The following is a 16,383-nucleotide window of genomic DNA, read 5'->3' as shown; positions in this document are numbered from 1 at the left end:
ACTGTTACAACAACGACAATTTCCCTGATCCCGCGTGATCGGCGCGTTACTGGCGCCGTCCAGATGCTCTCCATCGGCACCCTTGCCGGCAATTGAATGGAGAGCAAACCATGATCACCAAAAGCCTGCTGACCACCGCGTCGGCCTTCACATTGGCGCTCGCCGCCACCACCTTCACCGCGGCCCCCGCGCACGCCGAGGACTGCCTCCTCGACACCAATGATGACGGCAACGCCGACGCCACCACCGACACCGACGGCGGCGCAAATTCCGGCGGCGACGACCTTCGCCTCGCCTGCGGCGTCGGATCGACGGCGACGGGTGCCGCTTCGAGCGCGTTCGGAAACCAGTCGAGCGCCACGGGAGCCTTTTCCACCGCGATCGGCGCGACAGCGACGGCAAGCGGCGGCAGCAGCGCGGCGTTCGGCTATAATGCCCGTGCCACGGCGACCCGGTCCAGCGCCTTGGGTGTCAGCGCACTCGCACAGGACGTTGATGCCACGGCGGTCGGCAACAATTCGAGGGCTCTCGCCGCGCAAAGCTCGGCATTCGGTGCGGGCTCGCTGGCCCAGGCAGTCGATGCCACCGCGGTCGGCCAGAATGCTCGGGCGCTCGGCGCGCAGAGCAGCGCATTTGGAGCCGGATCGCTCGCGCAGGGAGCGAATTCTGCTGCGATCGGGTTCGACACACAGGCCTTGGGCAATCGTTCGGCAGCGCTGGGGCCGGGAGCACGCGCAAATGGCGACGGCACCCTCGCCTTCGGCGAGCGGAGTTCGGCAACGGACTCCTACACGCTCGCCATTGGCGGATTTTCTCAAGCTTCGGGCGATTATGCTGTTGCCCTCGGCGGCTATGCGGCTGCGCAGGGTAGCCGGGCGATCGCTGTCGGCGACGACTCGCGGGCCTTGTCCGACTACAGCATTGCAATCGGCTCGGACTCCTCGGCACTGGGTTCGACCGCGGTCGCGCTCGGCACCGGGTCCCAGTCGCTGGATGTCTGGACCATGGCGCTGGGCACCGGGGCAACGGCCGAGACGCTGGGCGGCATCGCTATCGGCCACGCCTCGGTTACCAAGAATGACTATGCCGTTGCCATTGGCGATGGGGCGACGGCCGACGGCAGCCGAGGCATCGCGATAGGCGACCGCGCCAGCGCCCTAGACGACTATTCCGTGGCGATCGGCGGCGAGGCTCGCGCCTTCGGCTTTTCGTCCTTGGCCTTCGGCACCGGGTCCGAGGCCCATGAATTCGGCTCGGTGGCGCTCGGCGTCGCCTCGAAGGCCAATTTCACGTCGTCGGCGGCCCTGCTCGCGGTCACGACGCGCGCCAACCAGATCGCGCTCGGCGGCGCCGCGCATTCGCTCACCGTCACGGGCATCGCCAACGGCAATGCGTTCCAGACCGGCGCGCTGCGCATGGTGACCACCGATGCGAACGGCAATATCGGCACTGCCGACATCCCGACCGCGGGCGCCACCTTCGACCCGACGTCGATCAACAATGCGCTGGGCGCTCTCGACAACCGGGTCACTGCTCTCGAAGGCATGGGGAGCGGCACCCCCTTCGACCCGACAGGCATCAACAACGCGATCACCGATCTCCAGACCGGGCAGATGACCCAGGACGGCCAGATTGCGGCGTTGCAAACCGGTCAGACGGCGCAGGGCGACGCGATCGGCGCGCTGCAGGGTGTCGATGCCGGATTCGATGCCCGCATCACGGCGCTGGAAGGCATGGGCGGCAGCGGCGGGGGCATGCCCTTCGACCCGACGCCGATCAACAATCGCCTCGATGGCCATGACACCGAGATCGCCGGACTGCAGGCCGGACAGGTCGTGCAGGACGCTCGACTGGACACCGCCGAGGCCGTCAACACGACCCAGACCGCACAAATCGGCGCGCTGCAGACTGTCCAGGCATCGACAAGCGCCACGGTAGCCCAGCACACGACCGCTATTGGCAATCTGCAGACCAGCATGTCGGCCATGCAAAGCCAGATGGGCGTGCTGCAAGCTACGCAGACGCAGTTGTTCGACCTCGTAAATCACGACCGGCGCGAAGCACGGCGCGGGATCGCGGCTGCGGTGGCGATGTCCGACGCCCCGGTCCCCTCGATGCCCGGCAAGACCAGCTATGTCTTCAACCTGGCAACCTTTCGCGGGGAAGCTGCGGTCGGCCTCTCGCTGTCGCATCGGCTCAACCTCGACACACCGGTCGCGGTCACCTTCGGCTTCTCGCAAGCCGGCGGCAAGAACACTGCGGTGCGCGTCGGAGTCGCCGGCGAGTTCTGAGCGTATCGATTTCGGGTCGCCCAGTAGGCGATTGCTCTCCGGCTGGGGACATCCGAGGGAGAGGGTCGGGACTTCTTGTCCCGGCCCTTTTTTCCTTCAAGTCAGCGAAGCCAGCCAGGGGTTCGATCACCTGCTCGTATCGACCGCTCCCACCTTCTCGACGTAAATATTGTTTCGAATGGCCGATTCCGGACTGGCGGCTTTTGGCAGACAGAATTGCATTGCTGACGTTCAGCCAACGAGGGAGGCCGTCATCGGCGTACCGGCATCGGCTCAGCCCCGGCAACCAGTGCATCGTGCGGCACCAAGGGCAGCCAAACCCTGCTTCCAGAAATTCCGCGTTCGAGCGTGACTGTCGCTGCTTTATATTCGCCCTTCTTCGCATCGAAGATGTTCGGGACGAACCGCTGCGGATTGCGATCGTAGAGCGGAAAGAGGCTCGACTGCACCTGCACCATAATCCGGTGTCCCGGCTTGAAGACATGGTTCACCGTCGGAAGACGAAATTTATAGGTTTGCACGGCGCCTGCGGGGATCGGCGATGGATCCGACAAGCTGTCGCGATACCGTCCCCGCATGATGTCGAGGCTGAGCGGCAGTTGGTATCCGCCCAGCTCCGGCTTCGTAGCATTCTCCGACGGAAACACGTCGATCAGCTTGATGACGAAATCACCATCGGTCCCCGTCGTACGCGCGATAAGTTCCGCGATCGGCGCGCCCGAGAGGCGGACCGGTGCAGTCAACACTTCGCTGACATAAGTCATCACATCGGGACGGCCATCGACATGCCGCTGATCGCTCAACAGCCAGGTCGGCCAAGCGGGACTGTACACGCTGTTCTGCATGCTGAACGGGCGCGGCAGGAAAGGCACCGGCTTGGCCGGGTCCGACACATAGCTGTCGCTGCCTTTCGGACCCGCTTCGAAGCTAAGGCGTGCGTCGGCGGCGAGGTAGATCGGGGTGAGCGGAGCGGGGCAGCCCGTCTCACAGGCGAGAGGCCAGGTATCAAAGCTCTCCCAACGATCCTCGCCAGTGTTGTACACGGTCGCCACCGACGTCCCGGCCGCGGGGCCGTCTTTCAGATGCTCGTTGAAGAACGGCAGGACAATGTCCCGCCAGTAATAGGCGACGGTATCACCGTCCCACTCGAGCGGCCCGGTCTTCCGGCCACCCGCGGCGCGGTTGACCTGGCTGTGAAACCACGGACCGAGGACAAGATGATTGTTTCCGGTCCTGCCCGCGGCGCGCAGCGCTTCGAACGTGCGGATGGCGCCGTAGCTGTCCTCCTGGTCCCAGATGGGCTGAACCCAGAGCGTGGGAACATCCGATGGGTTTGCCGCGAGCAGCTTGTCGGCGGCCTGCCCGCTCCACATCGGACCATAGGCCGGGTTCTCTGCTATACGGCGCCAGGCGGGCAGTTGATCGAAGCCTCGCGCCCTCGCCCAGTCGCCCGCGGAGCCCGCCTCGCGAAATGCCTCATAATCATCGCTGCCGCCGTGGGGCGGCATATTGGCGAACCCCTTGGCGCCGGTCTGGCGGGCGATGAAGCCGAGCATCAACTGCCGGAAGGCGCCATTGTGAAACCAGTCGTCGCCGATCCACCCGTCCATGATCGGGCTCTCGGGTGCTGCGGCCCGCAGCGCGGGGTGCGGATTGATGAGCGCCATGGCGGTAGTGTAGCCCTCGTAAGACGAGCCGATCATTCCGACGCGGCCGTTGCTTTCGGGTAGGTTCGTCTTTTCGGTCAGCCAGGCGATGGTGTCGTAGGCGTCGGTCGAATGGTCGGTGCCCGAAGCGTTGAGGGCCCCTGCCATGGGCTGGATAAAGCTATAGTCGCCCTCCGACCCGAATTTCCCGCGCGTATCCTGCCAGACGATGATGTAGCCGTTGCGGACAAACTCCTCATTCTCGAAGGGGAGCGCATGGAGCATCGACTTGCTCGTCGACCGCGTCGATCGGGCGGTCGCGTCATACGGCGTGCGATCCATCAGGATCGGCGCGTTAGTGACGCCTTTCGGCACGAAGATAATCGTCTGCAGCTTCACCCCATCGCGCATGGGGATCATCACCACGCGGCGGTCGTAATCGGCATCGGCGGGGACGGGCGAGTAATTCTCGGGGATATCGCCGCCCGGCTGGACGATAGACGTCATGCTAGCCTGCTGCGCCGACACCGAAGGAGCCGCGAGAAGCGCAACCGGCATTATCGTCCACAACCATATCGAACCCTTCACTATCGTCCCTCTCCCCGAAGGGAAGATGGCCGGCTTCCAGCAAATCGATGTCTACGCGCTGCTCCGATCGCATCTTCGAAAGCGCGAAACTGGGCAAGGCCAGTGCAAGGCGCAACGCGATATAATCTGCGGCTTTGGCGAAGCTTTGCTCACCCTCGCGACCGCTAAGCGTCAGATCTCATGCAACGCGCCATCGCCTTCTCGCGGCGACCCGGCTTCCAGCAGTAGCCAATCGACGAACGCCGCCACGATCGGCGGCAAAGGGAGTCCGGCGCGTGTCAGAAGATAGAATTGGGTGGGCGCCGTCACGCGGTGATCGGACAGCGTGACGAGTTGGCCATCGGCGATGAGTCCCGAGACGAGTGACGTGTGGCCCACCATGAAGCCCCGACCTTTCAGCGCCGCGTCGACAGCCATCGAATAGAGCGAGAAAGTCTGCGTGATCAGGCCGGCGGGGCGCCGCTTCCCCATATGACGAAGCCATTCGTCGAAGTCGTCCGACCAATAGGTGTCGAGCAGGAGCGGCACGCCGAGCGGAAGCCCCTGCTCGTCGAATTCCGCGCGCGCGACGAGATCGGGCGAGGCGACCGGAACGAGTTCGTCGACCAGCATCGGCCGGTGATCGCAACCGGCGAAAGGCGGCTGGCTGTAGCGGATCGCGACATCGAAATTCGCAGCGCGCATGTCGACGATCGCCGGGTCCGCCCAGATCTCGACGGTGGCGCTCGAATTACCTCGATGAAATTCGTCGATCCGCGGTCCCAGCCACAATTGGGCTAGCGCCGGAAGGATCGTGAGCCGCACAGATTTGCTTGCTTCGGCGGACATAAGCTCACGCGTCGCCTGCGTAAGCTGATCGAGCGGCGGCAATACCTGCTGCGCATAGCGCTTGCCGGCCTCCGTCAGCCGCACGCCTTGGGCGTAGCGCTGAAACAGCTCGACATCGAGAAAGGCCTCGAGCGCCTTGATCCGTTGACTGACCGCGCCCGGCGTGACCGACAGTTCGAGCGCCGCAAGCGCGAAGCTCTCGGTCGCGGCTGTCGAGGCGAAAACGCGGAGCCAATCGAGGTTCGGCAATTCCCTTGGCATCCGGTCTCACACTTCGACAGCGGCGATCAACATCGCTCCCAAAGCCACGACAGACGCACGCCGAACGGAGCGAGGATCAGCATAGGGATCTGGGGTGCCGGGACAAGTACCGATATCCCGCCGTGATCAGCCCCTAAAAGTGGACTGGCGCGATATTGTCCTGCGCATTGCGGTCAATATATTTGAGATAGGGGTCGAGCCCGACGAAGGAGGGCTTGCGATCGGTGACAATCGCGACGCGGTGGCGCCCCGAGCGAAGCCGCCACTTTTCGACCTTGATGACATTGACCGGACGGAAGGCAGCCGTCGCAGGATCGACATTGAAGGCCCCGATATCGAAAACTTCGTTGAGCGGCGCTTCAGTTTCGATGCCTTTCCGGTCGGCGTAGCGCTTGCGCGCCTCGACGAACATCTCCACCCGCCATTTGCCGTCCGGCAGGCGCACCGCACGGGCGTTGTCCGCCTTGAGGTCGTAAAGCGTGATCTTCTGGAAAAGATCGGTAATCAGTTGCTGCTGATCGGGCCGCGCTTCCGCGCGGAGCGCCGCGAGCAGATCGCTCGACGTGGCATAAGGCGCGCCCTTGAAGGCGAATTTTGTAATGAGCGAACGGAGCGCCCGGTTGACGGCTTCTTCGCCCATCCGGTCCTTGAGCAGATACATGACGATGCCGCCCTTTTCGTAGCGGACATAGGCCTGCTCCTGCACCTTCTCGAGCGTCGGTTCGGTCACATTGTCCTTGCCGCGCGTCGTCAGATAGCCATTGGCGGCGCTCTTCAGGAACCGCTGAACCATCGCCGGACCGTAGCGCTTCTCCATCACCATCAGCGTCGAATATTGTGCGAGCGTTTCGGACAATATGGTGCTGCCGGGCGTATCGGCGCCAGTCACCTGGTGGAACCACCACTGATGCGCGAGCTCGTGCGCGGTGACGTAGGAGATGTAATCCACACCTGCGGAATCGTCGATCTTTAGGATGAACCCTGCGCCTTCCGAATAGGGGACAGTCCCCGGAAATGCTTGCGCGAATTTCGCATAGGCCGGGAATTCGATGATCCGGAACTGTCCGAACTGGTATGGGCTGAAGTTGCGGGAATAATAGTCGAGCGCGTCCTTCGTCACGCTCACCATGCGATCGACATTATAGCCGTGCGGGGGGTGGTGATAGACCTCGATCGCGACATCTTTCCACCGGTCCTTGCGAACGGCATAGCGCGCGGCCTGGATCGAGAAGAAGTTCATCATCGGCGCCTCGCTGCGAAAGCGGACGGTCTGCCGCGCGCCATTGACGCTGCGAGCAACCTGCTTGCCGGGCGCGAGCAGGGTCTGATCGGCGGGTCCGGTGAGTACGATCTCGGCGTTCACGGGATCGCTGTCGTGGCGGATATAGTTGAACTTGCGGCCCTGTTCTTCGCTCAACGGCGCGAGGTTGGGCGCCAGGCCGAATTTGCGCCGCGTCGCCCGGTCTTCGAGCAAAGTCCAGCGCGAGATGCCAAGGCTGGGAGCGATCGCATAATTCTCGACGAAAGTGCCATTGTCGACGATGCGCTCCTCATTGCCTGTGTTGCGGAAACCGCGCTGCTCACGCACGGCCTCGAAACGGATCGTACGGCGTTCGCCGGGCGCCATCGCCTTGTCGAACCGATAGACACGGAAATTGAAATCGCGATAGTCGCGCGCGATCCGCGCGCCTGGGACGATGAGCGATTTGAGTTTGAGTTCGGGCGTGATGCGCGTCCCGATAAAGGATTTCTGGACCTGCGCGCGAGGCCACGAGACATAGACCTCGCCGATCGGTGCCGCCGTCTTGTTCTCGAACGTCAGCGTCCCGCGCGACACGATCTTCGGCGCATCAGGATAGATGTCCGCCTCGAGCGTGATGTCGGTGATTTTCGGCTGCGGCTTTTCGTCATAATGCAGCAGCGCCTTTTCGTAATTGGCCGCCCAGCGCTGGCTTTCGTTGAATGTCGGGAAGTTGTTGAGCACATAATTATTGTAGAAGATGAAGCCGCCAAGCGCCGCCATCGCGGTAGCCGCAGCGCCGACGCTCCATCCTGCCGGCCCCTTCAGCCGGGTCGGCAGCTTGCGCAACCGGACGCCGAGCGGCGCCGACGCGCCCCGAGGCCACAGACCATAGGCCAGCAGCGCAAGAATGACTGCGAAGGCCGCCCAATAGGCGCGGTACCAGGCCGCATGAGCCGCGAACTGGCCGAGACCGTTCATGTCCGAGAGCGGCACCGACGACGTCGTCGCGAAGAGATAGAGATGGCTCTCGAACCCCATCGACGGCAGCGAAATCTCGGCGAGGAAGACGAGCAGGATGACGAGCAGGCCGACGAACTTGTGCGGAACAAGCGTTTGCACGAACACCGCGAGCACGGCGTAGAGCGACATCGTGAAAACCCAGGGCGCGAGATACCATGTCAGATAATGGAGCGGCTCGATCTCGGTGAACCCTTTGAGCAGCTGGACCGAGATGGCGGCCGCGACATTCATGAGGCCCATCGCCAGCAGGATCGTCGCGACCGCGAAAATCTTGGGCAGGAGAAAGGCCCAGTCGGGCGACGGCGTCGCCCCGACGATCTCGTGGATACGCGCCTCGCGGTCGCGCCAAACAAGCTCGCCGGCGTAGAAGGCCGCGACAAAGAGCGGGATCGTTTTCGAGGCGAGGAGAGCCTCGATCATCACCCGGGTCACTGGATAGACGGTCGTCGTCAGGTCGTCGCCCGCGAGCCAGAGGACCACGATCGCGTTAACGAAGGCAAAGCCGAGAATGATGAGGAACGTCGGGCTGCGGACGACACCGATCAGTTCGTGCCGTGTCAGCGCCGCCAGCGGCCCGCGGCCGAGCGATCGCTGGGCTGGCGGCGCGATGACGGTCCTCGCTCGTGCCACCGCAACAGCGCTCTCTTGCGCAGGCTTCGCCGTCTTCGACTTTTTTGCGGCCGCCGGCTTCGAAACGCCTCGCGTGAACGAGCGCCAGGTCAAGGCCAGCAGAATGAACGCAACGCCGAACCAGACAAGCCGGTTCTGAAGCAGCAATCCGGTGACCGGCGGGAAGAGCATGTTGCGCTCGAACGCGCTCCAATGCCGCGTCGCATATTCGACCGATGCGATGCCGAAGGGATCGGCGAGCGTCGCCCCTGCCCCGAATTCCGGGCGGCTGAAATAGGTGCTCGTGAACAGATAGATGGCGAGCAGGACGAGCGCGCCGACATAAGTCGCGACCAGCGACCGGGTCATCGTCGCGAGCGAGAAGAATGCCGCGCTAAGGACGAACAAGGTCGGGACGCTGAGCGCCAGAAAGCTCAGGAAATAGTCACCGATGTGGATCGGCCCGACCGTTTCCGGATCGACGCCCGGCAAGGCGACCGCGAGCAGGAGGCCGAGCGGCACGCTGAGATAGGCGGCGCAGGTCGCAAGAAATCCGCCCGCGAAGCGCCCGAAGAGATAGTTGAACTTGGAAAGCGGGGTCGCGTGAATGATCGGACCGAAGCCGGTTTCGGTGTCGCGGAGGACGACAGTCGAGACGAAGGCCGTGACCATGAAGACCGCGAAAATCGTCCAGACCATGCTGTTGACGGCAACAGCGAGCGGCGCGTTGCGAAAGACCTGACCGCCCCACGCAATCCGGATGTCGTCCGATGCGATCGACGCATAGGCAAGGATCGCGAAGATGATGCTCGTGCCCCAGAAGACCGGCGAGCGAAGTTGGTAGCGCAGTTCGAACGCCGCGACGTGCCGGAACATGCCCATCGGGTCAGGCCGCCCGGCGCAGCGGCAGGAGCGTCGAGAAATAGACATCCTCAAGATCACCCGGGATCGGCAGGAAGCCATTGCCCGGATCGGCGTCGGCGAGCGCGTGAATGACCGTACGTCCGCCCGACAGGCGCGTCGTAATCACGTCATAGTCGCGGCGATGGCCCTCGAGCGCATCCTTGTCGATCGTCTTGGTCCAGACGCGTCCCTTCATCCCAGCGACGAGATCGTCGGGCGTTCCCGTCCGGATAATCCGCCCGCTCGCGATGATCGCGGTGTTCTGGCAAAGGTCGGCAATGTCCTGTACGATGTGGGTCGAGAAGATCACCACGACCTTCTCCGAAATCTCGGCCAGCAGATTGAGGAAGCGATTGCTTTCCTCGGGATCGAGACCCGCCGTCGGCTCATCGACGATGACGAGGCGCGGCTGTCCGATCAGCGCCTGCGCGATGCCGAAACGCTGCCGCATCCCGCCCGAAAATCCGGCGATCGCCTTGTCGCGCACCTGCCAGAGATTGACCTGGTTCAGCAGTGCCTCGACGACCGCGCGGCGCTCGCCGCGCTGGCCATAGCCCTTGAGCACCGCAAGATGGTCGAGCATGTCATAGGCCGAGACGCGCGGATAAACGCCGAAGTCCTGCGGCAGATAGCCGAGGGTCCGGCGAAGCGCGCCCGGATCGGCAATGATGTCGATCTCGTCGAAATGGATCGAACCCGAGGTCGGGACCTGCAGCGTCGAGATCGTCCGCATCAGTGTCGACTTGCCAGCGCCGTTGGGGCCGAGAAGCCCGAACATGCCGGGCGGGATATCGAGCGTGAGGCCGTCGAGCGCACGGGTGCCGTTGGGATAGACATGAACGAGATTTTCGATTTTGAGCATCGGACTTCCTGTAAATTCTCTAAGGTCAATCAGCGTCCGAATGCCGCTGGCACCCAAGGATCACCAATCTGTTGGCGTTTTCTATCGCGGCGCGATCAGCTTCCCGCGCCCGCCGTGGCGATCTTTTCGTCATCCTCGGTGGTGCCGCCGCTAATGCCGATCCCGCCGATGACGCGCTCGCCGCGCAGCAGCGGCACCGCGCCGCCGATCACCGAAATTTCGGGAACCGAGAGGAACGACGGCTTGCCGCCGTCGGTGGCCTTTTCGAGTATCGAAGTCGGGACGCCGGTCGCGGCGGTAGTGACCGCCTTTTTCTCGGCGAGCGCGAGATTGACGAACGAAACGCCGTCCATGCGTTCGGACAGGATTACCCGCCCCTCGCGATTGACGATGACGATCGCGACGTCGACTTTCTTTTCGGCGGCAGCGCGCTCAGCACGCGCGGCCACCGACTTTGCTTCGGCAAGCGTGAGCATGGGCGCAGGCGAAGTTTCGGCGCACACTGGACTGGCGGCGAGTATGGCGACGAGCGCCGCTGCCGAGGTCCTGGACCAGAGAGTTTTCATCATGCTGTTCCTCAATGGAAGGATTTGCGCGTGGGCGCGGGCTTTTCGGGTGCCGGGGGCGCGACCGGCGCGGCAAGATAGGCATGGATGTCGCGCGCGTCTGCCGGGCTCAGCACATCCTTGAACGAGGCCATGCCAGCATAGGAGAAGGCGCCGCCGAGCACGATATTGTCGAAGGCGGCATGTGTCTCCGGCGGCATCTTCCAGAGGTTCGGATAGCCACCCGATTCGGTATGATCGCCGTGGCAGCGCGCGCAATTCTCGCCGTAGAGCGCGCCACCGCGCGCGACCTCTGCCGCGCTGCCGCGATATTGTGCCGGAGCGGCGAGAAGCGGGAGGTTCGAACGCGGCGCGGCAAGCTTTACCGGCGATCCGCCGACTTTGAAAACTATCAGCCGCGGATCGTTCACCCGCTCCTTCGCTGCCCAGCCGGGGAGAAAATAGGCGTTGAAAGAGCCGCCGAAGCCCGCCGGAACCGCGATATATTGCTCGCCGTCCACCTCATAGGCCATCGGCGCTGCCATGATCCCGGTGCCGATGTTGATCCGGCGCAGTACCGCACCATTCTTGCCGTCATAGATGGTCAGGAATCCGTCGGCCGAGCCCTGGATTACCAGACCGCTCGCGGTGGTCATGACGCCGCCGCTCCAGAAGGGCATGACCTTCGAGGTCCAGACGATCTTGCCGGTCTTGGGATCGAATGCCTTCAGCACCTGCTCGAACTTCGGCTTCGGCTGTCCTGCAATCAGTTTGGCAACCGCAGGGTCGTTGAGGTCGCCAAGCGCCGGAAGCCCGGTCTGGACACCCTGCGTGACGCTGTAGGGCCGATAGGGTTGCTCGGCGACCGCGAAGGTCATCGCCGCTTCGAGCACCGGAATGTACACAAGCCCGGTTTTCTCGCTGTACGACATCGGCGGCCAATTATGCCCGCCCGCTTCCGACGGCCAGACGAGTTTCGTCTCTTTCGAGAAGTCCGATTGCGCCGTGATGACCGGGCGCCCCGTCTTGAGATCGACGCGTTCGGCCCAGGTCACCGTCGTATATTTCTCGGCCGACAGAAGCTCGCCGGTGACGCGGTCGAGCACATAAAAGAAGCCATTCTTCGGCGCCTGCATGATCACCTTGCGCGGCTTTCCGCCGAACTCGATGTCGGCAAGGATCATATTCTGCGTTGCGGTATAATCCCAGCTGTCGCTCGGCGTGGTCTGGTAATGCCACTTCTTGCGCCCGCTATCGGCATCGATCGCGACGATCGACGAGAGATAGAGATTGTCGCCGCCGGCGGGACTGCGCAGCCAGATCGGGTGCGGGCTGCCGTTGCCGGTGCCGACATAGACGATATTGGTGTCGGGATCGTAGACGATCGAGTCCCACGCGGTGCCGCCCCCGCCCAGATCCCAGCGCGACTTCGGATCCCAGGTCTTGCGTGCCTCGGTCACTTCGGGATGCTCGTCGGGGCCTGCCGCCGGGTCGCCGGGGACGATGAAAAAGCGCCAAGCGAGCTTGCCCGTCTTCTTGTCAAACGCGCTGGCATAGCCGCGCACGCCCATCTCGGCGCCGCCATTGCCGATCACCACATTGCGGCCGGCGACGCGCGGCGCGCCGGTGATCGCATAGCTGCGGCTCCGGTCGGTGATCGTGTCGGTTTTCCAGAGCTCTTTGCCGGTCTTGGCGTCGACCGCAGCGAGATAGCCATCGAGCGATGCCACATAGACGACCCCGTCATCGATCGCGATGCCGCGGTTTACCGCGTCGCAGCAAGTGCGCCGCGCGAACTGGCCATCGACTTCGGGATCATAGACCCAAAGCTGTTTTCCGGTCTTGGCGTCGAGCGCATAGACGACGCTCCAGGGGCCCGTCGTATACATGACGCCATCGACGACGATCGGCGTCGCCTCGACCCCGCGATTGGTGCGGCCGCGAACCACGAAATCGTTGAACTCCCACGCGACCCCGAGATCTGCGACGTTGGACGCATCCACCTGGGAGGCGGGATAATAATAAGCGGTCTCGCGCATCCAGGCGCTGCCGGTCTCGGCGCCACCGCCACAAGCCGCGAGCGTCAGCGCCACCAAACTTAGTAAGAAACTGCGCAAGCCCATCATCCCCGAACCCCCTGCCCGGCTCGCGCCGGCGCATTTTCTTGGCCGGACTGCGCTGCCGCAGATCACCCTGCCCCGACGCTCGTCCTATGGCGCATCAATGGGTGACGAACGCCAAGGCGCGCAACGCAGTAAAGCTCGCGCAGAGCCTCAGAACTTCTAGGGGTCTCAGGCAGGCAACCTCAAAACCGTCGATAAAGCCCGTTTAATCGGCGGACTTTCTGGCTTGGGCGAGGAAAACTAACCCTCGCCCCCAGAATTGCTCGGGTCGACAAGCAATCACCGCCTCTGCAAGCAAGACCCGCACTTGCGAGGAATGAAACGAGCCATGCAATATCCATTTCGTGCGGAGCGCAGAAGCTGATGCTGCGCGAAACGCCCAATCTCGACTGGCTTCGCGTCTTCAGCGAAACCGCCGCTAGCGAAAGCTTCGTGATCGCCGCAACACGCCTCGGCGTCACGTCGGGCGCAGTCAGCCAGCGGATCAAGGCGCTCGAGGCCTTTCTGAGGGTCGAACTGTTCCATCGCTATCCACAGGGGGTGAAACTCACCGAGGCGGGCCGACGCTATGCGCAGCGAATTGCGCCCGCACTCGAGGCGCTGACGGCGGCAACGCGCGACATCACCGACACGCGCGGCGTGCAGTCGGTTCGCATCACCGCCCTGCCCGCGCTTGCCCAGCTCTGGCTCGGTCCCCGGCTCGAGGCTTTCCATGCCAGGGAAAGCAACATCAATGTCGAGATCTGGGCCGACCCTGAGGTGATCGACATGCGGACATCGAACTTCGACGTGGCGCTCCGATATGGCCGTCCGCCTTTTCCGGGCTGCAATGTTTGGCCGATCCTGTCGGACGATCTGGTGCCCGTTGCGAGCCCGGAACTCATCGCGTCGGCCTCACTCGACGATCACGGCTTTCCTGCTGGTGCTGCTCTTATTTCGGATCCTTATTGGGAGCATGATCTAGCCGACTGGTTGGCGGGCGTATCGCTGGACAAACCTAAAGGCCTCAGGGTCCAGGCGATATCGCTCTATTCCATGGCGGTGGAAGCTGTGCTGAAGGGCCGCGGCTTCATGATCGGTCATAGCTCGCTGATCGGCGATATGCTCGACGACGGGCGGCTCGTGCCGCTTTCCGACCAGCGCGTGCCGGCAGCGAAGCAATTCCATGTCCTCACCCGGGCGGGAGCAGCGCCTTCGCCCGCAGCCGACGCCTTTGTGCGCTGGATAGCGGAGATCGGCAGCGAGGCCGCTTAGCGCGCCGTCCCCCGATCAGCTTCGGACAAAGTGAAGCGATCGGAAGCGCGAACGGAACTCGGTTGCGCGGGCTGCCGCTGCGGCACTGTCTGCACCCGATAGTCCATCGACGATCAGCGACGCGAGATCGCCCATGTCGCCCGCGGTCATGCCGAGCCGTACGATCTCGGGCGTACCAAAACGCAGGCCATTGAGGTCGCCCGCGACGGGATCGATCGGAAGACCAATGCCGGACGACAGGAGATTGGCGCCGCGGAGCTGCCTCGCTGCCGCCTGCCCGCCCCCATATCGCGCCGCGAGGACCGCGAACTGGTGCGACCGGGTCACGCCGCGCGCGGACCGATACAGCGGCACATCCATCTCTTCGAGCGCTGCCGCGAGCGCGGTCGCCGTTTCGCCCATCGCCCGCGCATAGGCTTCGCCATGCTCTTTCCAGTCGAGCAGCGCCATCGCCAGCGAGGCGGTTTTCGCGACATCGAAGTTGGCGGTCAGGCCGGGATATGCGATGCGATCGATACGCTCGGCAAGCTCGGCGTCGTTCGTCATCAACAGGCCGGCGGGCGGTCCGCCCAGGCTCTTGTAGGTGCTGCACCCCATGAGATGCGCGCCCTCTTCGAGCGGTTGCTGCCAGGCGCGTCCGGCGATCATTCCGCACAGGTGCGCCGCGTCAAACAGGACATAGGCGCCGACCTCATCGGCAATCGCGCGGATCTCGCGGATCGGATGCGCGAAGAGGTTGAGGCTGCCGCCGATCGTGATGAGCTTCGGCCGGACGCGGCGCGCCAGATCGGCAAGCGCATCGACGTCAACGGTGAAATTCTCGGGATCGACCGGCGCGGCATGGACTTCGAGCCCGTAAAGCCCCGCCGCACCGGCGCGGTGATGCGTGACATGGCCGCCGATCGTATCGGGCGGCGCGATGATCGCATCGCCAGGCTTGCAGGTCGCCATGAAGCTGTAGAGGTTCGCCATTGCGCCCGATGCGAGCCTGAACTCGGCATAGCGCGCGCCGAAAACTTCTGCGGCAAGCTCCGCCGTCAGCGCCTCGATCTGCTCGATGGCCTCGAGCCCCATTTCATATTTGGCGCCCGGATGTCCGAGCGACGGGCGCGAGCCGAGCCCCGAGGCCAGCAGGCTCTCGGCGCGCGGGTTCATCACATTGGTGGCGGGATTGAGATTGATCGATTCGACGTCGTGGATGCGCCGGTTCTCCTCGACGAGGTCGGTGAGGCGGCGATCGATCGCGTCGGACGTCGATCCGGCAACCATGCCGGCGACGCGCTGGACGAGATCCTCGCAATCGCCGTCCACCCAGTCACGCCGCGCCAATATCGTCATCATGTCGTCCATTCAAAGATCGGCCGCGCGCAGGGCGCGCGCGGCCAGTTGCAAGGAGCATCGTGGAGTCCCGGTTCAGCCAGCCATTTCGAGAAGACAGTCGTCGCCGAGCGCACGCACCGGAGTGAGGTCACGGTGATGGTGATGATCCTTCCGGCTTTCCTGCGTGTAGGCGTTCTCCACCGGATTCAGGATCAGCGAGAAGATCGCGCGGTTCCAAGGTGACATATTCGGCGGTGAGCCGTGAACGAGACAGTCGCCGAAGATGAGCGCGGTGCCAGCCTTGCCCGTGGCAGATACGAGCTCGCAGCTCTCGGAAACCTCTTTCACCTTATCGGGCTCGACGATCCAGAGCGCATAGCTCGTCGACTCGGTGTCGTGTAGCGTCGCGATGCTGCCGAATGTCTGCGATCCCTTGAAGAAATAAAGCGGGCCGTTGAACTCGTTCACATCGTCGAGGAAGATGTGGAGATTGAGCGCAAGCGGCTCGGGCACGCCATCATCATTGTGATGCGTCGAGAAATCTTGGTGCCACTGCCACTGCTCGCCCTCGAAGGCGGCCTTCACATTGATCTTCACCTGCTGGACGTAGAGATCCTCGCCCGCGATCTGCTGCGCGGGCTCGACGAGGCGCGGATGGCGAACGAGCTTCTCGAACAAGGCATCGCGCAGATGAAGGCCCATCGCCGTTCGCACGACGCCGCTTTTCTTCTCGCGAATGTTCGCCTCATCCTCCTCGCTGAATACACGCTCCATTGCCTCGCGGATGCTGGCAATTTCTTCCGCCGAGAAGAGCTCGGGGAGAATCAGGAAGCCGTTTTCCTGATATTCTTTCAGCAGTTGCGGCGACAATTTCATGGGTCAAACTCCAG

The 16,383-nt window shown here is 63.5% G+C and carries 10 protein-coding genes; 2 read left to right on the top strand and 8 right to left on the bottom strand.

What is annotated here, in order from left to right:
• Positions 1 to 110: 110 nt before the first annotated feature.
• On the top strand, positions 111 to 2,291 hold the full coding sequence (locus tag ACQY80_RS13185) for a hypothetical protein (RefSeq protein ID WP_428680399.1): 2,181 nt from the start codon (positions 111 to 113) through the stop codon (positions 2,289 to 2,291).
• A 251-nt stretch (positions 2,292 to 2,542) separates the two neighbouring features.
• Here the strand turns inward: ACQY80_RS13185 and ACQY80_RS13180 are convergent, their stop codons facing one another.
• From ACQY80_RS13180 to ACQY80_RS13155, 6 genes are all read right to left on the bottom strand, one after another.
• Entirely contained in the window at positions 2,543 to 4,444 is a 1,902-nt protein-coding gene (locus ACQY80_RS13180) for a CocE/NonD family hydrolase (RefSeq protein WP_428680397.1), read from the bottom strand.
• 252 nt (positions 4,445 to 4,696) lie between these two features.
• Complete coding sequence (locus ACQY80_RS13175; RefSeq protein ID WP_428680395.1) at positions 4,697 to 5,614, bottom strand: LysR substrate-binding domain-containing protein; 918 nt, start codon at positions 5,612 to 5,614, stop codon at positions 4,697 to 4,699.
• 133 nt (positions 5,615 to 5,747) lie between these two features.
• The gene (locus tag ACQY80_RS13170) at positions 5,748 to 9,368 is read right to left on the bottom strand and encodes an ABC transporter permease/M1 family aminopeptidase (RefSeq protein WP_428680392.1); all 3,621 of its coding nucleotides are present in this window, start codon (positions 9,366 to 9,368) and stop codon (positions 5,748 to 5,750) included.
• A gap of 4 nt (positions 9,369 to 9,372) precedes the next feature.
• The gene (locus tag ACQY80_RS13165; protein WP_428680389.1) at positions 9,373 to 10,251 is read right to left on the bottom strand and encodes an ABC transporter ATP-binding protein; all 879 of its coding nucleotides are present in this window, start codon (positions 10,249 to 10,251) and stop codon (positions 9,373 to 9,375) included.
• 95 nt (positions 10,252 to 10,346) lie between these two features.
• A complete protein-coding gene (locus ACQY80_RS13160) occupies positions 10,347 to 10,820 on the bottom strand; it encodes a GlcG/HbpS family heme-binding protein (RefSeq protein ID WP_428680387.1) in 474 nt (157 codons plus the stop codon).
• Between the two features lie 8 nt (positions 10,821 to 10,828).
• Positions 10,829 to 12,889: a PQQ-dependent dehydrogenase, methanol/ethanol family gene (locus ACQY80_RS13155; RefSeq protein WP_428680385.1), complete on the bottom strand. Its 2,061-nt coding sequence runs from the start codon at positions 12,887 to 12,889 to the stop codon at positions 10,829 to 10,831.
• Positions 12,890 to 13,282: 393 nt separating this feature from the next.
• On the opposite strand from ACQY80_RS13155, the gene ACQY80_RS13150 reads away from it, so the two are divergent.
• A complete protein-coding gene (locus ACQY80_RS13150; RefSeq protein ID WP_428680382.1) occupies positions 13,283 to 14,173 on the top strand; it encodes a LysR substrate-binding domain-containing protein in 891 nt (296 codons plus the stop codon).
• Positions 14,174 to 14,188: 15 nt separating this feature from the next.
• Here the strand turns inward: ACQY80_RS13150 and glyA are convergent, their stop codons facing one another.
• Both glyA and ACQY80_RS13140 read right to left on the bottom strand, forming a co-directional pair.
• The gene (gene glyA / locus ACQY80_RS13145) at positions 14,189 to 15,514 is read right to left on the bottom strand and encodes a serine hydroxymethyltransferase (protein ID WP_428680380.1); all 1,326 of its coding nucleotides are present in this window, start codon (positions 15,512 to 15,514) and stop codon (positions 14,189 to 14,191) included.
• A gap of 72 nt (positions 15,515 to 15,586) precedes the next feature.
• Positions 15,587 to 16,369: a phytanoyl-CoA dioxygenase family protein gene (locus ACQY80_RS13140; protein ID WP_428680377.1), complete on the bottom strand. Its 783-nt coding sequence runs from the start codon at positions 16,367 to 16,369 to the stop codon at positions 15,587 to 15,589.
• Between the last annotated feature and the right edge of the window lie 14 nt (positions 16,370 to 16,383).

This window comes from Sphingopyxis sp., assembly GCF_965279755.1.
In the GTDB taxonomy this organism is placed as follows: Bacteria; Pseudomonadota; Alphaproteobacteria; order Sphingomonadales; family Sphingomonadaceae; genus Sphingopyxis.
The sequence above is the reverse complement of the archived record's forward strand: the minus strand, read 5'-3'. Positions and strand labels throughout refer to the sequence as shown.

Bases quoted from the DNA above. Each gene is read 5' to 3' on its own strand.
- ACQY80_RS13185 (WP_428680399.1), top strand. From the start codon at position 111: ATGATCACCAAAAGCCTGCTGACCACCGCGTCGGCCTTCACATTGGCG.
- ACQY80_RS13180 (WP_428680397.1), bottom strand. From the start codon at position 4,444: ATGACGTCTATCGTCCAGCCGGGCGGCGATATCCCCGAGAATTACTCG.
- ACQY80_RS13175 (WP_428680395.1), bottom strand. From the start codon at position 5,614: ATGCCAAGGGAATTGCCGAACCTCGATTGGCTCCGCGTTTTCGCCTCG.
- ACQY80_RS13170 (WP_428680392.1), bottom strand. From the start codon at position 9,368: ATGGGCATGTTCCGGCACGTCGCGGCGTTCGAACTGCGCTACCAACTT.
- ACQY80_RS13165 (WP_428680389.1), bottom strand. From the start codon at position 10,251: ATGCTCAAAATCGAAAATCTCGTTCATGTCTATCCCAACGGCACCCGT.
- ACQY80_RS13160 (WP_428680387.1), bottom strand. From the start codon at position 10,820: ATGATGAAAACTCTCTGGTCCAGGACCTCGGCAGCGGCGCTCGTCGCC.
- ACQY80_RS13150 (WP_428680382.1), top strand. From the start codon at position 13,283: ATGCTGCGCGAAACGCCCAATCTCGACTGGCTTCGCGTCTTCAGCGAA.
- glyA (WP_428680380.1), bottom strand. From the start codon at position 15,514: ATGATGACGATATTGGCGCGGCGTGACTGGGTGGACGGCGATTGCGAG.
- ACQY80_RS13140 (WP_428680377.1), bottom strand. From the start codon at position 16,369: ATGAAATTGTCGCCGCAACTGCTGAAAGAATATCAGGAAAACGGCTTC.